The following is a 19,546-nucleotide window of genomic DNA, read 5'->3' on the forward strand; positions in this document are numbered from 1 at the left end:
CGACGAGCGATCTCGCCGCGCCGCCGCGTGATTGCCGTGCGAACGGGTCAGCCCGCGCTCGCCACGAGCAGGGTGGCCACATCCTCGGGCATGTCGAACGCTGACGCGGGCACGCCGTTGAACTCCACGCGAGTGAAGGTCAGCGTGCTTGTGCCCGTCTGTCCCTCCACGGCGATGCGCTTCGGGATCATCATGCCGTCGACGGTCTGCCACTCGTCGATTCGCGCGATGCCGCTGATCAGCGAGCCAGCGGCTGTCGCAGTCTCCTGGCCGAGCGGCAAGCCGGTTTCATCGTCGAAGTAGAGGGTGAGCGTCTGGAGTCCCGCCGTGCGCGGATCGGAGCAGCGCACCCGCGTGCACTCCCGTCCCGCGAACATGGCTGGCCCGTCGTGATCGACCATACGGAACTGGCCCATGGCAGTGCGCAGGAAGTTCCACTGATCGCCCGCGCGGGCGATGCTTGCAGCCACGCCCGAGGGCATCAATCGGACACCGCCGGACTCAACATCGCGCGCCCATCCGGCGTTCATGGTGGCGGTCAAAACGCGGTGGTTGACCGGCTCGCCACCGCCAGGCGGGATGAGTGACTGATTCATGATGGTCCCGGCGCCATTGCGGGCCATGACCGTCATGAGCATGGTGCCCTGCGCGTTCTCCATCTCGCAGTCGAAGGAGACGCTCTGGACGGCATCAAAGAGCGCCGCTCCGCCCATGGCATTGATGGCGCGGTCGATGACCTCCTTGGCGGCAGGGGTGACCTGCGTGGGATCAGTTGACGAGCCGGGGTCATCACCAGCCAGCAACGACACGCTCAGCGCGAGCGTGGATGCGGCGGCAAGGCAAACAGGGGTGTTCAAGCAACGCATGGGTTCCTCCAGCAACTCGCCTCCGTCGCGCCAGAGTTGGCGGACACTTGATGAATCGGATTCGATCCGAGTCGTGGCGAGCGGGGATTGCGGTCGTGGTTCCGGTGGCGCCGACGGTGCGGGCGCGGCAAGGTTCTCAACCATCCGTTCATCCGGATGAACGGTTGAAAGGCTGCCGATCCCACGCTACGCTTCTCTCCGTGACCCCAGGAACTGCTCGTCCCTCGTTGCGATTCGCAGACGCGCTTGCCCGTCGGGTGCTGCTCTTCGACGGCGCCATGGGAACTTCCGTCCACGCGTGTCCCGACTGTGGCGTGTCGGACTATCTCGGCCGGGACAACTGCACGGACATTCTCGTGCGATCGCGCCCCGCGCTGATTCAGTCGATCCACGAGTCGTTCCTTGCAGCGGGGGCTGATGTCGTCGAGACCAACACCTTCGGTGCGAATCGTCTCGTCGCGGCGGAGTTCGATCAGGAACTTGTCGGCTGGGTTCCGGAGCTCAATCGTCAGGCGGCGCTCGTGGCCCGCGCCGCGTGTGATCGCTTCTCCACGCCCGAGAAGCCGCGGTTTGTCGCTGGCAGCATGGGGCCCGGCACGAAGCTCATCACACTGGGAAACACGGATTGGCCCACCATGCTCGCCAGCTATCGAGAGCAGGCGGCGGCCCTTCTCGAAGGCGGCGTCGACTGCTTCATCATCGAGACCTGCCAGGACCTGCTTCAGGTGAAGTGCGCGGTCAACGCGTGCCTTGATGCGCTCGCCGATGCGAAGCGCTCACCTGAGGAGGTGCCCATCATGGTCTCCGTCACGGTCGAGACCACAGGGACGATGCTGCTCGGCTCCGACATTGGCGCGGTGCTGAATGCGCTTGCGCCCTTTCCCATCGCGTCGCTCGGGCTCAACTGCGCCACGGGGCCGGTCGAGATGGCCGAGCACATCGCCTATCTCTCGAAGCACTGGTCTCGAGCGATCAGTGTCATCCCGAACGCCGGTCTGCCAATCCTCGTTGAAGGGCGCACGGAGTATCCGCTTGCGGCAGGGGCTTTTGCCGCGGCCATGAGGCGCTTCATGGAGGAGTTCCGGGTGAATGTGGTGGGCGGATGCTGCGGCACCACGCCGGGCCACATCCGCGCACTCTCCGAGGTGATCGACGGTCGCGTGCGCGAACCGCGCACGCTCGTGCCGCTTCCGCCGGGGTGCAGCAGTCTCTACAGCATGGTCGAGTTCCGGCAGGAGAACTCCTTCCTCATCGTCGCCGAGCGCACCAACGCCAACGGCAGCCGTGCGTTCAAGAGGATGCTCGACGCCGAAGAGTGGGACGGCCTGCTCGGCATGGCCAAGGAGGAGATTCGCGACGGCTCACAACTCCTCGACCTCTGTGTCGACTTCGTGGGGCGGGATGGTGTCCGCGACATGAGCGAAGTGTCGTCGCGACTGGTGCGTCAGGTGAATGCGCCGCTCATGCTCGACTCGACACAGGCCGATGTCATCGAGGCAGGGCTTCAGCGCGCCGGCGGAAAGTGCGTCGTCAACTCGATCAACCTGGAGGATGGCGAGAAGCGCTTCGACGAGATCTGCCCGCTGCTCAAGCGCTATGGCGCCGCCTGCGTGGCGCTCACCATCGACGAGGATCCCGTCGCGGGCATGGCCAAGAGTGCCGATCGCAAGCTCGCGATCGCCGAGCGGATGCACGACCTCTTCACGCGGAAGTGGGGGCTCGACGAGCAGGATCTCCTCTTCGACCCGCTGACCTTCACGATCGCCACCGGCAACGAGGAGGACCGTCGCCTTGCCCTTGAGACCCTCGACGGGATCGAGCGGATCTCGCGCCGCTTCCCCAAGTGCGGCATCCTGCTCGGGCTCTCCAATGTCAGCTTCGGACTGAAGCCGCCGGCGCGGGCGGTGCTGAACAGCGTCTTCCTTGCAGAAGCGCTCGAGCGCGGCCTGACCGCGGCGATCGTGCACGCGAGTCGCATCCAGCCGAGAGATCGCATCGATCCTGAGCACTGGGAGGCCGCTCGCTGGCTCATCTTCGATGCCCGCGGTGAGCGGCGCCCCGAAGGCAAGGCCGCCGACTTCGATCCGCTGCTGCACTTCATTTCGCTCTTCCCCGATGGCGCCGAAGCGACGGTCGCCAAGCGCGGGCTCGATGAACTCCCGCTCGAGGAGCGCCTTCAGCGCCACATCGTGGATGGCGACGACCGCAACCTCGAGCGAACGCTGGAAGAAGCGCGCTCGAAGTATGCGCCGCTGGCGATCATCAATGATCATCTGCTGGCGGGCATGAAGACGGTGGGTGAGCTCTTCGCGTCAGGGCGCATGCAACTCCCGTTCGTGCTTCAGAGCGCGTCGGTCATGAAGAAGTCGGTCGCACTGCTCCAGCCATTCATGGAGAAGAGCGAAACCGGCCAGGCGCGGGCGAAGGTGGTGCTGGCCACGGTCGCCGGCGATGTCCATGACATCGGCAAGAACCTGGTCGACATCATTCTCTCAAACAACGGCTACGAGGTGCACAACATCGGCATCAAGCAGTCGCTCCAGCAGATCGTGGAGGCGTGGCGGCGCACCGGGGCCGATGTGATCGGCATGAGCGGACTGCTGGTGAAGAGCGTCACCGTCATGGAGCAGAACCTCCATGAGCTGAATGCCATCGGGGTCACCGTTCCGGTCATGCTGGGCGGCGCGGCGCTGACGCGCCACTACGCCGAGAGTCACCTTCGGAAGATCTACAAGGGACCTGTGTACTACGGCAAGGACGCCTTCGAGGGGCTTGCCGTCTGTGATGCGCTTGCGTCGGGTGAGTTGAGCCGGATTGACGCCGAAGTCGAAGCGCGCCTCCAGAAGAGAGCGGAGGTCGATGCCCGCGTCGGTCAGCGCCTCGAGAGCCGCGCTGATGGCGCCGTCGGTGGCGCAGTGGCCACTGCGACTGCCTCTGGCGCCACCGGAGCGACGCCAGCAGGAGTGACCCCGACCAGCGCGACTTCTCGCGCCCAGGGCGGCGGCGCGAGCGGTGCCACTCCCGCGGGCGGCGCTTCATCGGGCGCGCCTCGTCGCGCTGAAGACGCACCTTCGCCACGCGTGACCTCGACGCACTCCCTTCCGAAGCCGCCATTCCTCGGCGATCGAATCGTCGAGGACATCGACCTCCGGCAGATCTATCCCTTCGTCAACAAGGTCGCGCTCTATCGCGGTCAGTGGGGCTTCAAGAAGGGGGCGATGGATGAAGCGTCCTATGAGCGCCTCATCGAGGATCAGGCCGACGCGATCTTCGCGCGCCTTCAGGTGCTCTGCCGCGAGGAGAGAATTCTCCGCCCCGCAGTCGCCTACGGCTACTTCGAGTGCCAGTCGCGCGGCGACGAGCTGCTCATCTACGACCCCGAGAATCCCGCGCAGGTGCGTGAGACCTTCCGCTTCCCGCGGCAGTCTGGCCGGGAGCGGCTCTGCATCAGTGACTTCTTCCGCTCGGTCGAGAGTGGCGAGCGCGATGTGATCGGCTTCCATTGCGTCACGATGGGCATCGAGGTGAGTCACCGCGCCAGGCAGCTCTTCGAGCGCAACGAATACACCGAGTACCTCTACATGCACGGCATGGGCGTCGAGTGCACCGAGGCGCTGGCCGAACTCTGGCACAAGCGCATGCGAAGCGAACTGGGGATCGGCGGCGACGACGACCCGCGTGTGGAGCGCCTCTTCACGCAGCACTATCGCGGCAGTCGCTACAGCTTCGGCTACCCCGCGTGTCCGGACATGAGCGATCAGGAGAAGCTCTTCCGATTGCTGCGGCCGGAGCGCATCGGCTGCACGCTGACGGAGAACTGGCAGATCGTGCCGGAGCAGTCGACGAGCGCGATCATCGTGCATCACCCCCAGGCGAAGTACTTCGCGGTGTGACGACGACGGTTGTGCGCTCTTGCTCACCGGTGGTCGAGTCGCGTTCCCGCCGATCAGCGTTTGCCGAGTGTCCCGGCTTGACCGCGACCGTGGCGGCGCCGCGCGATCGAACGGGCCACTGGAGGAGAATGACCCCGGCAAGGATGACCGGCGCCGCGATCAGCACGCGCGTGGAGGGAGTCTCCGAGAGCACCAGCCAACCAAGCGCGACGGCCACCAGCGGGTTCACATAGGCATAGGTCGAGACCCTTGCGGCGCTCGTGTTCTGAAGGAGCCAGACATAGGCGGTGAACCCCACCATGCTTCCGGCGATGGTGAGGTACGCAATCGCGCTCCATTGCCTTGCGCCCGCCGCGCTCCACTCGACGGGCCACCACGGCGAGAGCAGCAGGGTGAGCGCGCTCATCACCAGGCCGCCCGCGATCATCTGCATCCCGGCGCCGACAAGCAGGTCCTTCGGCTGCGGTGTCCGGCGACCGAGGATCGAACCCAGCGCCCAGCAGAGCGTGCTCCCGGTGGCGACGAGGATGCCGAAGCTCTCTTGAGAGAGGGAACCACCTGCCATGGCGCCCGAGCCCACGCCCGCGAGCGCCGCGACACCCGCCGCACCGAAGATCAATCCGACCACGATGCGCCACCCCGGGGCTCCGCGACGCGTCTGCAGCCAATCAAGAAGCACCAGCCAGACGGGTGTGCACGCGACCACGAGCGCCGCGGTCCCCGACGGAATCCAGTGAAGGCTCCAGGCCAACAGCGCATTCGCGCCGACCAGCATCAGCGTTCCTGTCAGCGCGGCGGAGCGCCAGTATCGAAGAGAGCGCAGCCATGCGAGATCGACGCGCCCCGCGACCACCAGCACCAGGATGAGCAGCACGCCCGCGGTGGTGAAGCGCACTGCGCCCATCGGAAGGGGCGGAATCGCCTCGATGGCGATCTTCATGCCCAGGTAAGTCGAGCCCCAGATGAGATAGACGGCCGAGAAGGCGGCAACGAGCTGCACTCGGTGGGCCTTGCTCTGCACGGTCACTCTGCATTCTCGCTGTGTGCGGAGTGGGATGCACTCCGTTGTGCGGGTCCTTCAGCTTCGCGGGGCGTGTGTCTGCAAAGAAGAACGCCGGCCCATGGGGACCGGCGTTCAGAGAGTGACGATGTTTGAAGCGTCGCGTTCAGATTGTTCCGGGTCTTGTGCCGAGGGCTGAACCCCCGGTTCGACCGCATGGATCCGCTCGCGTCAGTTGCGACGACGGCGACCGATCACCGTGCCACCTGCCAGCACGACCAGCGCGCTGGGAGCGGGGATGTACTCGACGATGAAGACGCCAGTGAACGAAGCGCGATCGCCCGGAGTCAACTGGAACTCAAGCGCGATCGACATGGTGTTCGCGACACCGAAGGGGCCGGGCTTGCTCGGGCCGGGGAGACCATCAACATCGCTGATGATCGAGGTTCCACCGGTGAATGGCACATCGACGGAGATGGCCTTGAGCAGCGGCATCCACAGGGCGCCGTCGATCCAGCCGGTGAACACCGAGTCAGTTCCGACCGACGAAAGGGTGCCGATGCCATCACCATTGGCGTCCGTCACCGAACCGCCGATCGACGCACCCATGGTGGTGGCGTTCGCCCACGGAACCACTGGCAGCGTGACCAGAACGCTGAACACCTGCGTCTCGTCTGAGGTGTTCCAGAAGCTGAAGTCAAAGCCGAGGACCGGGTCAGGGTCGGCCATGATCGAGTACTCGAAGCTTCCCTTCGAGGTGTTCTTCGAACCGGCGTAGGAGAAGAACTTGGAGTCCGCGACAGCCACTCCGAAGTTGTCCGACCAACTCGCCGAGGTCGAGCCGACCTTGAGGTCGAAGGAAAGCGATGGCGCCGTTTCGGTCGATGCCATGGCGGCCGACGAAGCGACGAGAACGGCCGCAAGCCCGAGCGAACGGGCGATCGAGTGATTCAAAGTCATCTTTTCCCTCTCTGCATGAGAACCGAAATGGGTCCCCTATCCCGATGATGCCTGCGGTGGGGATGGTAACTGGTGGCACCGCGGATTCAAGTCCAGTGCCCTCTTTGCTACGCTTCTTCATCGGGAGCGCGGTGCTCCTTCGTGTTTGGTTATCTGACTCTTGCCCGAAGTCAAACGCGGCTGCGGCGATGCCCGCAAAAACCGCGCATCTTGAAGTCGTCTCATCTGCACCATCGAATCATCGACCATGACCAGCATTCACGACCCTCGCACGGCCCACTCCTCTCGTCCGCTCGATCCGGAAGCGGTGACCATCTCCGGCTACGAGCTGGACGCCATCTACGGGCCGTCGACGGTCTCGACGACTTCGGCGAAGAATGTCGCCGCGCCGTCGGAGCGGATCGGTGAACCTGGAGCGTTCCCATTCACGCGCGGCATTCACCGCACGATGTACCGCGACCGCCTCTGGACGATGCGCCAGTTCGCCGGATTCGGGAGTGCTGACGACACCAATCGCCGCTTCAAGTATCTGCTCGAGAACGCGAAGGGCACGAAGGCCAACACGGGCCTCTCGACGGCGTTCGACCTTCCCACGCTCATGGGGCGCGACAGCGACGATCCGCTGAGCGTTGGCGAAGTGGGTCGCTGCGGAGTCGCTGTGGCGTCGATCGAGGACATGCATCGCCTCTATGCCGACATTCCGATCGGAGAGGTGACGGTGAGCCAGACCATCAACGGTCCCGCCGCAGTCATCTGGGCGATGTACCTGGCCATGGCGGAGGAGCGCGGAATCCCGTGGTCCTCGCTCGGCGGAACGCTTCAGAACGACATTCTGAAGGAGTTCCACAGCCAGAACGAGTTCATCTATCCACCCGAGGCGAGCCTCAAGCTGGTCGTCGACACCATCGAGTTCGCTTCTCAGCATCTGCCGAAGTGGAACTCCGTGTCGATCTCCGGCTACCACATTCGCGAGGCGGGCAGCACCGCGACCCAGGAGCTCGCCTTCACGCTGCGCGACGGCATGGAGTATGTCGAGGCGTGCATCGCTCGCGGCCTGCCGGTCGATACTTTCGCGCCGCGTCTCTCCTTCTTCTTCAACAGCCACAATGAGTTCTTCGAGGAGATCTGCAAGCTCCGCGCGGCGCGGCGCATCTGGGCGCTCGCGATGCGGGATCGTTTCGGCGCGAAGAATCAGCGCTCATGGCTCATGCGCACCCATGTCCAGACCGCAGGGTGCTCGCTCACCGAGCAGCAGCCCTTGAACAACATCGTGCGCGTCGCCTTCCAGGCGATGGCCGGCGTGCTCGGTGGGTGCCAGAGTCTGCACACGGATTCGATGGATGAGACTCTTGGCCTGCCCACGGAAACGGCCGTGCGTGTCGCGCTGCGGACCCAGCAGATCCTGGCGCATGAAACGGGCGTTCAGCGCACCGTCGATCCGCTTGGTGGGAGCTGGTTCGTCGAGTCGCTCACCGATCGCATGGAGCAGGACGCGAATGCGATGATCCGCGAGATCGACGAGATGGGCGGCGTCATTGAGGGCATTCATCGCGGCTACTTCCGGCGCTCGATCGCCGAGGCGAGCTATCGGTTCGGCCAGGAGATGGAAGCGGGCGATCGCATCATCGTCGGCGTGAACGCCTACACCGAGGGGAACGAAGATGCGGCGATGGAGATCCTTCAGATTCCGCATGCGGTCGAAGACGAGCAGAATGCCCGCCTGGCCAAGTTGCGGCGGGAGAGGAGCGCCGACGAGGCGGCCGGAGCCCTCGATGCCATTCGCGAGTCGGCTCGCGAGGGTCGCAATGTGATGCCGGCGCTCGTCAAGGGAGCCCATGCCCGCTGCACGCTCGGCGAGATGGTGCAGGCGATGGCCGATGTCTACGGCCGCTACAGCGGTGGTCCGGAGTGGTGAAGCAGGGGCGCGGCGGCCACGCCTAGACTCGCCGCCCCATGAGCGCATCGTCGAAGTATCAGGCCCCGAAGGGCACGCGCGACTTCTATCCTGCCGAGATGGCGCTGCGGCGCCATCTCGAGGGGGTGTGGCGCCGCGCAAGCGTTCTGCATGGTTTCGATGAGATCGAGGGCCCCACCTTCGAACACTTGGAGCTCTACACCGCCAAGAGCGGCCCGGGCATCGTGAGCGAGCTCTTCTCCTTTCGACGGAGCGGGGGCGAGAGCGACTACGCGCTTCGGCCGGAGTTCACGCCGACGCTCGCGCGCATGATCGCGGCTCGCGCAGGGGCGCTGCCGGTGCCGGTCAAGTGGTTCGCCATTCCGCAGCACTTCCGAGCGGAGCGCCCTCAGCGAGGGCGACTGCGCGAGTTCATTCAGTGGAATGTCGATCTCGTCGGACTGGAAGGCGCCGGCGCCGATGTCGAGGTGATGGCGGTGGCGCTCCACGCGCTCGAGTTGCTCGGGCTTTCGCCGAAGGAGGTGCGCTGCCGGGTGAGCGATCGTCACGCGGTCGCGGCGGTGCTCGCCGCGCTCGGCGTCGCTCCCGAGCGGGCGGCACAGGCGTTCGAGTTGCTCGACCGAAGGGGCAAGGTGCCGGGTTCGGAGTTTGCGGCGCAGGCTGCGGCGATCGGGCTCGATATGGAATCACTGGCGCGGCTCGATGCCATTGCGGGCCGTGCGATCCCAGTGCCCGAAGCACCGGCGTTCTTCGAGAGCGTGATGCGCGAGTGCTCGGGGGTCGCCCCGGCGGCGCTCGATCCGCTGCGGGCGCTCGCAGCAGCGCTCGGTGCATCAGGCGTGGCGGAGTGGTGTGACTTCGACCTCGGCATCGTGCGCGGTCTCGCCTACTACACCGGCACGGTCTTTGAGATTCACGACACGCATGGCGCCGAGCGCGCGGTGGCGGGGGGCGGTCGCTACGACGGGCTGGTGGAACTCTTCGGCGGTCCGTCGATGCCGGCCATCGGCTTCGGCATGGGCGATGTGGTGCTCTCGCTGATGCTCCGAGATCGCGGGCTCCTGCCTTCTGATGGCGCGGCGCTCCTTCCGCGGCCAGCTGCCTTCCTGATCGCGGCGTCACCTGAAGGCGAGGAGCGCCTGCCGGCGCTCGCCACAGAGCTTCGCCGCGCGGGGCTCCATGTGCGGCGGAGTTACAAGTCCACGCGCAATGTCGGGAAGCTTCTCGCCGAGGCCGCGAAGCAGCGCGCCAGGGTGGCGGTCATCCTCGGCGCCGAACTCGCCGAGGGCGCGGTGACGGTGAAGAACCTCGATTCGGGCTCGCAGCGCACGGCAACGCTTGGTGAGCTGGCTTCCGTGATCAGTGCCGAGCGCAGCGCTGCTGCGACGAACGATGAGGATGAGCCAGCGTGAGCGTGCTCGCGGTCGTGTCGGTCGAGCGCGAGGCCGACGCGCTGCGAGCGCACTTCCCTTCGGTCATCGTCGCTGGGATCGGCCGGGTGAATGCGGCGGCGGCCACGACCGAGGCGCTCCTTCGACATGGACCGTTTGACGCAGTGCTCAGCGCCGGAGTGGCGGGCGCACTGCCTGGGTCGGGATTGACGCCTGGCGATCTCGTCGTCGCCGAGGCGTGCATCTACTTTGAAGAGGGCATCGTGACCCCCGACGGCTTCGCGACGATGTCCTCCATCGGGTTCCCCATCGGGCCATTTGAGGGGAATCGAGTGCCCGTTGATGATCGCCTCGGCGCGATGGCGCCATCCGGGGCGCGGCGCGGCGTGATCGCGACGGTCGCCACATGCTCCGGGACCGATGACGCGGCAGCGCTGGTCGCCTCGCGCTGCGGCGCGATTGCCGAAGCGATGGAAGGTGCCGCCGTGGTGCACGCGGCGCTTCGGCTTGGCGTACCCGCCATTGAGATTCGGGCGATCTCGAACACCACCGGCGAGCGCTCGCGGCAAGCATGGGATCTGCGCGCGGGGTGCGCCGCGCTCGGCCAGCTCCGACCGATGGGCTGAGCGAGTGCGGTCGATGGGCAGTTCGGCCTGTGACCTCGGCCCGACACTCCGCGCCGCGCTCGTCGTGGACATCAGCAGCGGGGGCTCCTTCACTTGGCGCCAGCATCCAGCGCGAAACCCCGGCAGCCGCCCGCGCTGATGATTGAGCGCTTGCTCAAGTTTCTCTGGGGGTGGCCCTGACGAATTCAGGGACAGGGCCTCTCATCAATCTCAAGGGAATTGTCCAGCGGATTGCGCTTGATCCAGGTGCAAGCTGTCGCTTGGAGCCGGTCCCACGCAACGGAGCATGGGATGGGAAGGCTCCGAGCCGGTTGACAGCAGATCGTGGCTGGACGGGACCGAGCGGTCAGAAATGGAAGCGAACATGTCAAAGTCAATGCAAAGTCATCGTGGCGGCGATGCAGTTCGGAGCGTGTGGTCTTCGCATGCGATGCTGGCGTCCGTCATCGCACTCGCGGTCGGGAGTTCGGCGCTGGCCGCCACCAGGACCTGGACGGGCAATGCTGGCAACAGCTCGTGGCACGACGCGAACAACTGGCTCCCCGTCGGCGTTCCCGGAGCGACCGATGATGTCGTGATCGATGTCCCCGCGGCGATCAGCGTGAACTTCACAACGGGCACGGCCACGATCAACAGCCTCGAGTGCGCCGAGACGCTGAACTTGAACGGGGGCACGCTGATCCTGAGCACCGTGGCCAATGTGACGGGCACCATCGCGATGAACGGCGGCACGATGCAGGGGGGAACATGGACTTTCGCGAATCCGCTCACGGCGTCATCCAACAGCGGCAATCGGCTGGTTGGCGTGACGGTGAACGGTGACATGGTGCTTTCGGCGGCGAGCGCGAGTCTTCGCTTCGCCGACTTCCTGACCGTGAACGGCCAAGTGGTGGTGTCTGGGGCCAACGCCCGTCTCGCGGCGGAGGGGAGTGCGACGCTGAACGCGGAAGTGATCCTTCAGGGGACATCGGGGCTCAACAATCGAACGCTCGGCTTCTGGGGGGCTGGCGCAGCGCAGACCCTGACGCTGGGGCCTTCCACCGTGGTTCGGGGGAGCGGCATTGCGATCGTGGGTTCACTCTTCGGCGCGGCCGGCGGCACGAAGCTGGTGGTGAACCAGGGTCTGATCTCGGGCGAACTTGCGGGTCAGACACTGACACTCTCATCGTTTTCGAACCTGTCGAACGAAGGCACGATCCACGCGGTGGCGGGAACGGTGTCGATCCAGTCGGCGTCGTGGATCAGTTCGGGTACTCAAATCGTGGAATCCGGAGCTGCGCTGGTGCTGGGTGGCAACTTCACAACATCATCGCTGGGAACCTTCGTGAACAACGGCGGGTCGGTGAGCTTCACGGGGAATCTCGACAACACTGCCTCGACGCTGACGCTGGATGGGGGGACTGGATCGTGGACTCTGAATGGCGGAACGATGACGGGTGGCACGGTCGCGTTGACGCGCGGAGCGATGCTGTCGGCGTCATCCAACAGCGGCAATCGGCTGGTTGGCGTGACGGTGAACGGTGACATGGTGCTTTCGGCGGCGAGCGCGAGTCTTCGCTTCGCCGACTTCCTGACCGTGAACGGCCAAGTGGTGGTGTCTGGGGCCAACGCCCGTCTCGCGGCGGAGGGGAGTGCGACGCTGAACGCGGAAGTGATCCTTCAGGGGACATCGGGGCTCAACAATCGAACGCTCGGCTTCTGGGGGGCTGGCGCAGCGCAGACCCTGACGCTGGGGCCTTCCACCGTGGTTCGGGGGAGCGGCATTGCGATCGTGGGTTCACTCTTCGGCGCGGCCGGCGGCACGAAGCTGGTGGTGAACCAGGGTCTGATCTCGGGCGAACTTGCGGGTCAGACACTGACACTCTCATCGTTTTCGAACCTGTCGAACGAAGGCACGATCCACGCGGTGGCGGGAACGGTGTCGATCCAGTCGGCGTCGTGGATCAGTTCGGGTACTCAAATCGTGGAATCCGGAGCTGCGCTGGTGCTGGGTGGCAACTTCACAACATCATCGCTGGGAACCTTCGTGAACAACGGCGGGTCGGTGAGCTTCACGGGGAATCTCGACAACACTGCCTCGACGCTGACGCTGGATGGGGGGACTGGATCGTGGACTCTGAATGGCGGAACGATGACGGGTGGCACGGTCGCGTTGACGCGCGGAGCGATGCTGTCGGCGTCATCCAACAGCGGCAATCGGCTGGTTGGCGTGACGGTGAACGGTGACATGGTGCTTTCGGCGGCGAGCGCGAGTCTTCGCTTCGCCGACTTCCTGACCGTGAACGGCCAAGTGGTGGTGTCTGGGGCCAACGCCCGTCTCGCGGCGGAGGGGAGTGCGACGCTGAACGCGGAAGTGATCCTTCAGGGGACATCGGGGCTCAACAATCGAACGCTCGGCTTCTGGGGGGCTGGCGCAGAGCAGACCCTGACGCTGGGGCCTTCCACCGTGGTTCGGGGGAGCGGCATTGCGATCGTGGGTTCACTCTTCGGCGCGGCCGGCGGCACGAAGCTGGTGGTGAACCAGGGTCTGATCTCGGGCGAACTTGCGGGCCAGACACTGACACTCTCATCGCTTTCGAACCTGTCGAACCAAGGCACGATCCACGCGGTGGCGGGAACGGTGTCGATCCAGTCGGCAGTGGTGACGAACTACGACGGAGGGACGAACACGCTGATGGGCGGAACATGGTCAGCGGGACCGGGTGGAGGCACGATCGTCTGGCCAGCGGCGACGATCCGTACGCTCGGGTCGGGTGCGCAAGTGGTGCTCGATGGACCGGGCTCGAGCATCCCGGCAGTCAGTGGACTGACCACGATCGGTTCGGGCGCTGCTTTCGAACTAGCCGGTGGCCGCGACTTTGCCGCATCGCCGCTGGGTGGGACCTTCACGAACAACGGCGCGGTGGTGCTCGGGGCGCAAAGTGACCTCGCAGTCTCAGGCATTTACGAGCAGGGTGCCTCGGGCGCCCTGTCGGTGGTGTTCAGCAGCGCTGCCGGTCCGGTGCGTCTGACCTCCACGGGCAATCTCGAACTCAACGGTCTTGCGTCGCTGAGTTTCGCGGGTGGCTTCACGCCGGCGCTGGGCGAGACGATCACCTTCCTCAGCACATCGGGCGGCGCTCGCCTGGGCGAGTTCACGAGCGTGCTGCATCCGCTGCCGCGCCTCTGCACGATCGACATCACCTACGGGCCGACTTCGGTGGCCTACGGTCTCGAAACCGAGCCTCCGGTCGCCGTGTGCAAGGACATCACGATCACGCTCGACGCGAACGGGAACGCGACGATCACCCCCGATGACATCGATGATGGCAGCAGCGACAACTGCATCATCGCGTTCATGGAGCTCTCGAAGAGCGCGTTCACCTGCGCCGATGTCGGTTCGCACACGGTGACGCTCACGGTGCGAGATTCGGCCGGGAACGAGAGCTCCTGCACCGCGACGGTCACCGTCGAGGCGACGGGTCGCTTCATCGGCTCCGGCGGCGGCTCCTGGTTCAACGCAGGCAACTGGTGTACGGGTGTGCCGACGGAGATGTCGGATGTGACCATTCGGAAGCAGGTCATCATCGATGCGCTCGGCGCGATCGCTCGGAATGTCACGATCGAGAGTGGTGGCGAACTGGTGATCAGCTCGGCGACCGGTGCATCGCTCGAGGTCATCGAGACGCTCTCGATCCAGGCCGGAGGCGTGCTCACGATCGGCCTGAATGGCGCGGTCTTCGTGAACACCGTGATCATCGAGGCCGGTGGCACTCTCAATCTCTTCGACGCCTCGGCGCTGCTCTCGGTGGTGGACCTGGCAGTGCACTCAGGTTCGCTGGTCAACTGGGTGGCGGGGACGATCGAGGTGAGCGGCACCCTCACCTCGGTGGATCCGTTCGCCTTCGGCTGCCTGGCGCAGTCGGCGAACCTGCGGCTCGTGGACGGCCTCGTCTCCGCTCCCGGGTTGATCATCTGCAACGACGGCATTCTGTCAGGCGACGGCATCGTGAGTGCGTCGACCCTGAATGGCGGTCTTGTGAGCCCGGGCTCATCCGCAGGTGAACTCGCGATCAACGGCAACTTCACGCAAACCGCCTCCGGTGCTCTGCTCATTCAACTGGGCGGCCTGGAGGCGGGCGTCGAGTTCGATCGCGTGGCCGTCTCCGGTCTCGCCTCGCTCGGTGGCGCGCTCCATGTTGAACTGATCAACGGATTCGTGCCGGTGTGGAGCGACACCTTCGGCGTGCTTGTCGCGGGCGACAGGACGGGCTCCTTTGCAACAACATCGGTTCCGACGCTGCCCCTCACGCTCTTCATCGATCCGCAGATCGGCGCGAGCGGTGTGCTGCTGAAGGTGCGGGCCATTGGCGACATCAACGATGACGGCGTCGTTGATGGAGCCGACCTCGCGATTCTGCTCGGCTCATGGGGCCCGTGCCCCGGTTGTCCCGGCGATCTGAATGGCGATGGCGTGGTCGATGGCATTGACATCGCGATCCTCCTTGGTGCGTGGGGGCCCGTGCCGTAAAGAGGAAACGGCACGGGGCCTCGCCCCTGCTCACTCCGGGCGCTCAAGCAGCGCTCGGACCCGTGCGGAGAAGAGTTCACCGCCCAGCGACGGATCGAGTGCCCGAAGGCGCTCGATCCGCGCTGCGATGCGGGCTCGATCGGTGCCCGCGCGATCGAGGCACTCGAGCTGGCGCCACTGGCAATGCCACCAGAGCGCATCACGAACTTGCGGATCGGTGGAGTACTCGCGTCCGGCCAGGAAGCGCTGATAGGTCGAAAGCGCTCGGGTGAGGCGCGCCTGCTCCTGAGCCGCTTCGCGCGGCAGGGCAAGGAGAACCTCGGCCTCAGCGAAGAGCAGATCGGCGCGGTCGGGCGCTCGCACGAGCAGTTCCTGAAGCAGGGGAAGCGCTGCGCCCGCGGCGCCGGTCGCCCGCAGCGCTTCGGCTGCCGCGAAGAGGTCCTCGTCGGGGACTTCGCCTTGCGAGCGCATGAAATCAACAAGACGCTGCGCGGCCGCGCGTCGCACGGGGTCCCCAGTGGCAGAACCACCCGGTGGCAGAGGCGGTGCGAAGGTGCGGAGTGACGCAGTCGCCATCGAAACGAGCCGCGGTTCGACGGCGGCCCGCATGTCGCCAGCGAGGGCGGCGGTGATGAGCGGATCGTCGGCAATTGGGCGATCGAGAAGCGCCAGCGCAGGAACGCGTTGGAGCAGGAGGCGGGCGTTCGCGTGGGGCGTGTCTGCGGGGTCCGGCGCGAGTGCCAGCGCCCGAAGTGCGGCGTCACCATCGAGGGCGGCGATGGCCAACTGGGAGAGTGCCAGCGCGACCCGCACGCGGTGGTCGCTGGCGGCGTCACTTTGGCGTTCTGCAGCAAGCGCTGAACGGATCGACGAAAGCTCGCGCTCCGCCTCTTCCAGTGTTGATCGGCGGCCATCCCGGAGAGCGGCTGCGGCTTCGATGCGAAGAATGGCTGCCTCGGTGCGGTATGACGCGCGCTCGGGGTGATCGGGGAACGCGCGGACGGCAAGGTCGATGGCGCGCTCGAGGCGCGTGCGAGCGTCAGAGCCGGGGCGACCATCGTCGGCGGCACGGGCGAGGATCACGGCCCGCGCCACGGCCGACGCGGCGAGCGACTCGCTTCGGAAACTGTCGGCCAGCTCAAGCAGATGATCAACCGCAAAGTCGGGCTGGTCGAGACGAGCCGCTTGTCGAGCGGCAAGCTCGAGTGCCATCGCCCGCCACGGCTCATCGGGGCGAAGGGCCTCGAGCGCGCGGAGCACACGCGACTGCGCATCCTGATCGGCACCCTGACGCGCAAGCACCTCGGCGACGGCAAGCTGACTCAGCGGGGCATCGTCCATCGTGTCGATCGAGCCCTCGGCGACATCGACCAGTCGCGCGAGGAGCGCGTCTCGAAGGGCCGCGCGCTCGGCGAGCGCGGCGGACGCGGGCAGCGAGCGGAGGGGCTCTGTCCATGACGGCCGCGGCGCGGTCGCTGTGGCTTCGCCTGCGTGACTCGATGCAGCTTGCGTGGACGCATCGCGGAGGATGCGAGCTTCAAGGAGTGCCGTTCGCCGAAGGATGTCGAGGAGATCCGTGCGCCGCGCCGATCGCTCTCGTTCTCGGAGTTGAGCGAGTCGATCAGACGCCGCGTCGAAGGCGCCCAGTCGAGCAAGGCATGCGGCAGCGAGAAACTCGGCCCGCATGCGAGCTTCAGGCGATGCGGTGGGGCGACGAGCCAGTTCGACCGCAGCGTCGGCTCGAGCGCGATCACCGGAGGTGGCCGCCGCGAGCGCCATCGCGAAGGCGGCATGGTCGAGGGCATCGGCATCGAGGGAGGAGAGAAGCGGTCCCAGGCGATCGAGCGACGACTCTCCGAGCAATCGGCGTCCCTGCTCATCGCGCTCGAGGAGCGCCGCAGCGAGCGCCTCGGCCATCCCCAAGAGAAGCGGCACGCGCCGCGGGGCTTCGACCGTCTCGTAGCGATCGAGAAGCTCGACATCATCCGGGTCGAGTGAACGAGTCGCCTCTCCGAGTTGCGACACGGAGCGGGCCACAGCGGCGTCGGCTCGGCGCGAGAGATCGAGCATGCGGGCCACACCGGCGCTGGTGCGCCGCCACTCCTGGTGCGACGGCAGCCCGAAGAGCACCGCGTCAAGATCACCGCCGAGCGGTAGCAGGATGGTGAAGCACTCCTCGGCGGCGCCGGCGATCCAGAGGCCGACGCGTGGATCATCAGGGTGCGCACGAGCGAGATCTTCCGTGCCATCGAGGAGCGCCTCGGCGGCCTGGCGTCGTGCGTCGATCGTCAGCGAGCGGTCGCGGGCATCGCGCCGGAACTGGTCGAGGCGCAGGAGCGCCGCGTCGATGTCGTTCGAGGCAGGGCTCGCCGGGGGATCGGGGACGGCGCGTGCGCTGGGCTCAGCGATCAATGGGGCGCCAAGTGCCGACCTCGGTGCGCCGAAGGTGACCGAGGTGAGTGAGGTAACCGAGGCGAGCGTGATGAGGAGTCCCACCGCCATCAAAGTCCGGCAACTCGGTTGCTGTCGCCGCAACCACACTCCGCCGCAGATTCGAGGACCGCGCGGCGCCCTGTCACACCGCGTGGTGCGGCTCATGGAGAGGTGCTCCCCGCGAAGCCCACGCCGCGATAGCCCGCACGAACGAGCGCGTTGAAGGCGCGCACGGTGTCTTCCCATGTGCACTCCGCGTCGGGCTCGAGCACGATCGGATGATCCGCCGTGAAGAGGCCGGCATGACCTTCGCGTTGGAGCGCCTCGCGCATGACGCGCTCGAGCGCATCGATCGAGTTCGCCTCGGCGAAAGCCGGCTCGATGAGCACCACCGCGCCCTGAGGAGCGCTGGCGACGCGAATCCGAAGCGGAGGCTCACGGAGGACCAATCGCAGCGCCGAGTCCTCAACTGGATCGGCGCCGGGTGCTTCCATCGGCGGCACCTCGACTCGGAAGACGCGCTCCACATCGAGCGTTCGCGCCGTGCAGACGAAGAAGATGAGCAGCAGGAAGGTGACATCGATCATCGGGGTCAGGTTCAGGCGCACTCGCCCACCCTGATCGCGAAGGCGACTCGGTCGTCGCCGCGCATCGTGCCGTGCGGCGGGGTCTGCCGCATCGCGCACCGCATCGAGGGCCGGTGGCGGCGCTCCGAGCAGCATCTCCTTCCAGCCGCCATCGCGCATCTCAGCGCTCCTCCGCCACGACCAGCCTCACGCGCGCCGGTCTTCCGGGTGTGGCGACCGAAGCGGCACGCGAGGCCGACTCAAGAATGGGCGCGACGGAGCGCCACGGCAGTCGTCGATCGGCGCGGAGGGCGAACTCCGTCGTCGGTTGCTCACGGAGAATCGAGGTGATCGCCTCGGCGAGTGCCCCGCGCCCTTCCACGGTCGCCTCGAAGTCACGCCCACCGAGTCGGTAGAGCCGCAAACGGCCCTCGTCATCGGCGAGAGCGTTGATGACGGCGCGGGGCTGGTCTCCTGCGCGTCCTGCGGCCGACGGGGACGGTTGGGGCAGGTCCATGCGCACGGCGTCGGCGTGCGTGATGTGCGAAACGAGCGCAAAGAAGACGATGAGCAGAAAGCCCATGTCCATGAGCGGCGTCAGCACCGCTTCGACGCGCGCAAAGCCTCGTCGATGCACGCGACTCATGGCGTCGACCGGGCGGAGGCCGCGCCCGCCGTAGCCATTGCCGCGCCGTGCGATGACCCACCGTTCACCTGGTCAGCATTGGAGGCGAGATCTCCGAGCATCTCCTCCACGCGACGCGTCGCCTCGGTCGCCAGTGCATCGACCTTGTTCCGCAGCCCGGCATATGCGGCGAGCGCGGGGATGGCCACCAGCAATCCCCAGAAGGTCGTCACGAGCGCGGTCCCGATTCCACCGGCAAGGACGGCGGGATCGGCGCCGCCCTGCGTGGCTGAGATCGCCTGAAACGCGATGATCATGCCGTAGACCGTTCCGAAGAGGCCGATCATCGGCGCCACTTGACCGAGGATGTTGAGCGCCTCGATCGATCGGAAGCGGGCGACAGTCAGCTCCTCGGACGCCTGCTCCACGGTGCGGACCATCGCAGGCAGGCCCTGTCCTCGGTGCTGGGCGCCGGCAGTCAGCATGCGACTGAAGTCGCTCGCCTCGGCGGACGCGAGCGCCACGGCTTCACTTCCGCGCCCCGAGGCCGCGAGGTCGCGCAGTCGATCCGCAAATGACTCTGGAAGGATGCCCGACCGACGACTCCGCCGCGCGAGCGTCACGATCAGTCCGACATTCACCACGCTCAGCAAGATGAGAAACCAGATGAGCGAGCTGCCGACCCACTCGATGTGGCGCACACCCTCGGCATCGGTCGAAGCGCTGATGAAGAAGATGCTTCCAAGACTCTGCATCGGCAG

At 66.2% G+C, this 19,546-nt stretch carries 12 protein-coding genes; 5 read left to right on the plus strand and 7 right to left on the minus strand.

Annotated features, from left to right (window positions below; translation table 11 throughout):
- Nucleotides 1-47: 47 nt before the first annotated feature.
- Nucleotides 48-866: a hypothetical protein gene (locus tag KF724_06305; protein ID MBX3355292.1), complete on the minus strand. Its 819-nt coding sequence runs from the start codon at nucleotides 864-866 to the stop codon at nucleotides 48-50.
- 200 nt (nucleotides 867-1,066) lie between these two features.
- Here KF724_06305 and KF724_06310 point away from each other — a divergent pair, with 200 nt between their 5' ends.
- Nucleotides 1,067-4,759 (plus strand): homocysteine S-methyltransferase family protein, encoded by a 3,693-nt coding sequence (locus KF724_06310; protein MBX3355293.1) that lies wholly within the window; start codon nucleotides 1,067-1,069, stop codon nucleotides 4,757-4,759.
- Here KF724_06310 and KF724_06315 read toward each other — a convergent pair.
- Both KF724_06315 and KF724_06320 read right to left on the minus strand, forming a co-directional pair.
- A complete protein-coding gene (locus KF724_06315) occupies nucleotides 4,719-5,780 on the minus strand; it encodes an EamA family transporter (GenBank protein ID MBX3355294.1) in 1,062 nt (353 codons plus the stop codon). The genes KF724_06310 and KF724_06315 overlap by 41 nt on opposite strands.
- Before the next feature lie 210 nt (nucleotides 5,781-5,990).
- Entirely contained in the window at nucleotides 5,991-6,719 is a 729-nt protein-coding gene (locus KF724_06320) for a hypothetical protein (protein ID MBX3355295.1), read from the minus strand.
- A gap of 247 nt (nucleotides 6,720-6,966) precedes the next feature.
- Here KF724_06320 and KF724_06325 point away from each other — a divergent pair, with 247 nt between their 5' ends.
- The 4 genes from KF724_06325 (at nucleotide 6,967) to KF724_06340 (ending at nucleotide 15,161) form a co-directional block, all read left to right on the plus strand.
- Nucleotides 6,967-8,634: a methylmalonyl-CoA mutase gene (locus KF724_06325; protein ID MBX3355296.1), complete on the plus strand. Its 1,668-nt coding sequence runs from the start codon at nucleotides 6,967-6,969 to the stop codon at nucleotides 8,632-8,634.
- Nucleotides 8,635-8,672: 38 nt separating this feature from the next.
- A complete protein-coding gene (hisS, locus tag KF724_06330; GenBank protein ID MBX3355297.1) occupies nucleotides 8,673-10,046 on the plus strand; it encodes a histidine--tRNA ligase in 1,374 nt (457 codons plus the stop codon).
- Entirely contained in the window at nucleotides 10,043-10,651 is a 609-nt protein-coding gene (mqnB, locus tag KF724_06335; protein ID MBX3355298.1) for a futalosine hydrolase, read from the plus strand. The genes hisS and mqnB overlap by 4 nt, the downstream gene beginning before the upstream one ends.
- A 412-nt stretch (nucleotides 10,652-11,063) precedes the next feature.
- On the plus strand, nucleotides 11,064-15,161 hold the full coding sequence (locus KF724_06340) for a hypothetical protein (protein ID MBX3355299.1): 4,098 nt from the start codon (nucleotides 11,064-11,066) through the stop codon (nucleotides 15,159-15,161).
- Between the two features lie 30 nt (nucleotides 15,162-15,191).
- On the opposite strand, the gene KF724_06345 is transcribed toward KF724_06340, so the two are convergent.
- The 4 genes from KF724_06345 to KF724_06360 all read right to left on the minus strand — a co-directional run bounded on the left by KF724_06345 (nucleotide 15,192) and on the right by KF724_06360 (nucleotide 19,540).
- Nucleotides 15,192-17,657 (minus strand): hypothetical protein, encoded by a 2,466-nt coding sequence (locus tag KF724_06345; protein MBX3355300.1) that lies wholly within the window; start codon nucleotides 17,655-17,657, stop codon nucleotides 15,192-15,194.
- Between the two features lie 98 nt (nucleotides 17,658-17,755).
- Nucleotides 17,756-18,340, minus strand: a complete 585-nt coding sequence (locus KF724_06350; protein ID MBX3355301.1) for a biopolymer transporter ExbD — start codon at nucleotides 18,338-18,340, stop codon at nucleotides 17,756-17,758.
- 1 nt (nucleotide 18,341) lies between these two features.
- On the minus strand, nucleotides 18,342-18,806 hold the full coding sequence (locus KF724_06355; protein MBX3355302.1) for a biopolymer transporter ExbD: 465 nt from the start codon (nucleotides 18,804-18,806) through the stop codon (nucleotides 18,342-18,344).
- Nucleotides 18,803-19,540, minus strand: coding sequence for a MotA/TolQ/ExbB proton channel family protein (locus KF724_06360; GenBank protein ID MBX3355303.1), 738 nt, complete (start codon nucleotides 19,538-19,540; stop codon nucleotides 18,803-18,805). The genes KF724_06355 and KF724_06360 overlap by 4 nt, the downstream gene beginning before the upstream one ends.
- Between the last annotated feature and the right edge of the window lie 6 nt (nucleotides 19,541-19,546).

This window comes from Phycisphaeraceae bacterium, assembly GCA_019636735.1.
Classification (GTDB): Bacteria; Planctomycetota; Phycisphaerae; order Phycisphaerales; family SM1A02; genus VGXK01.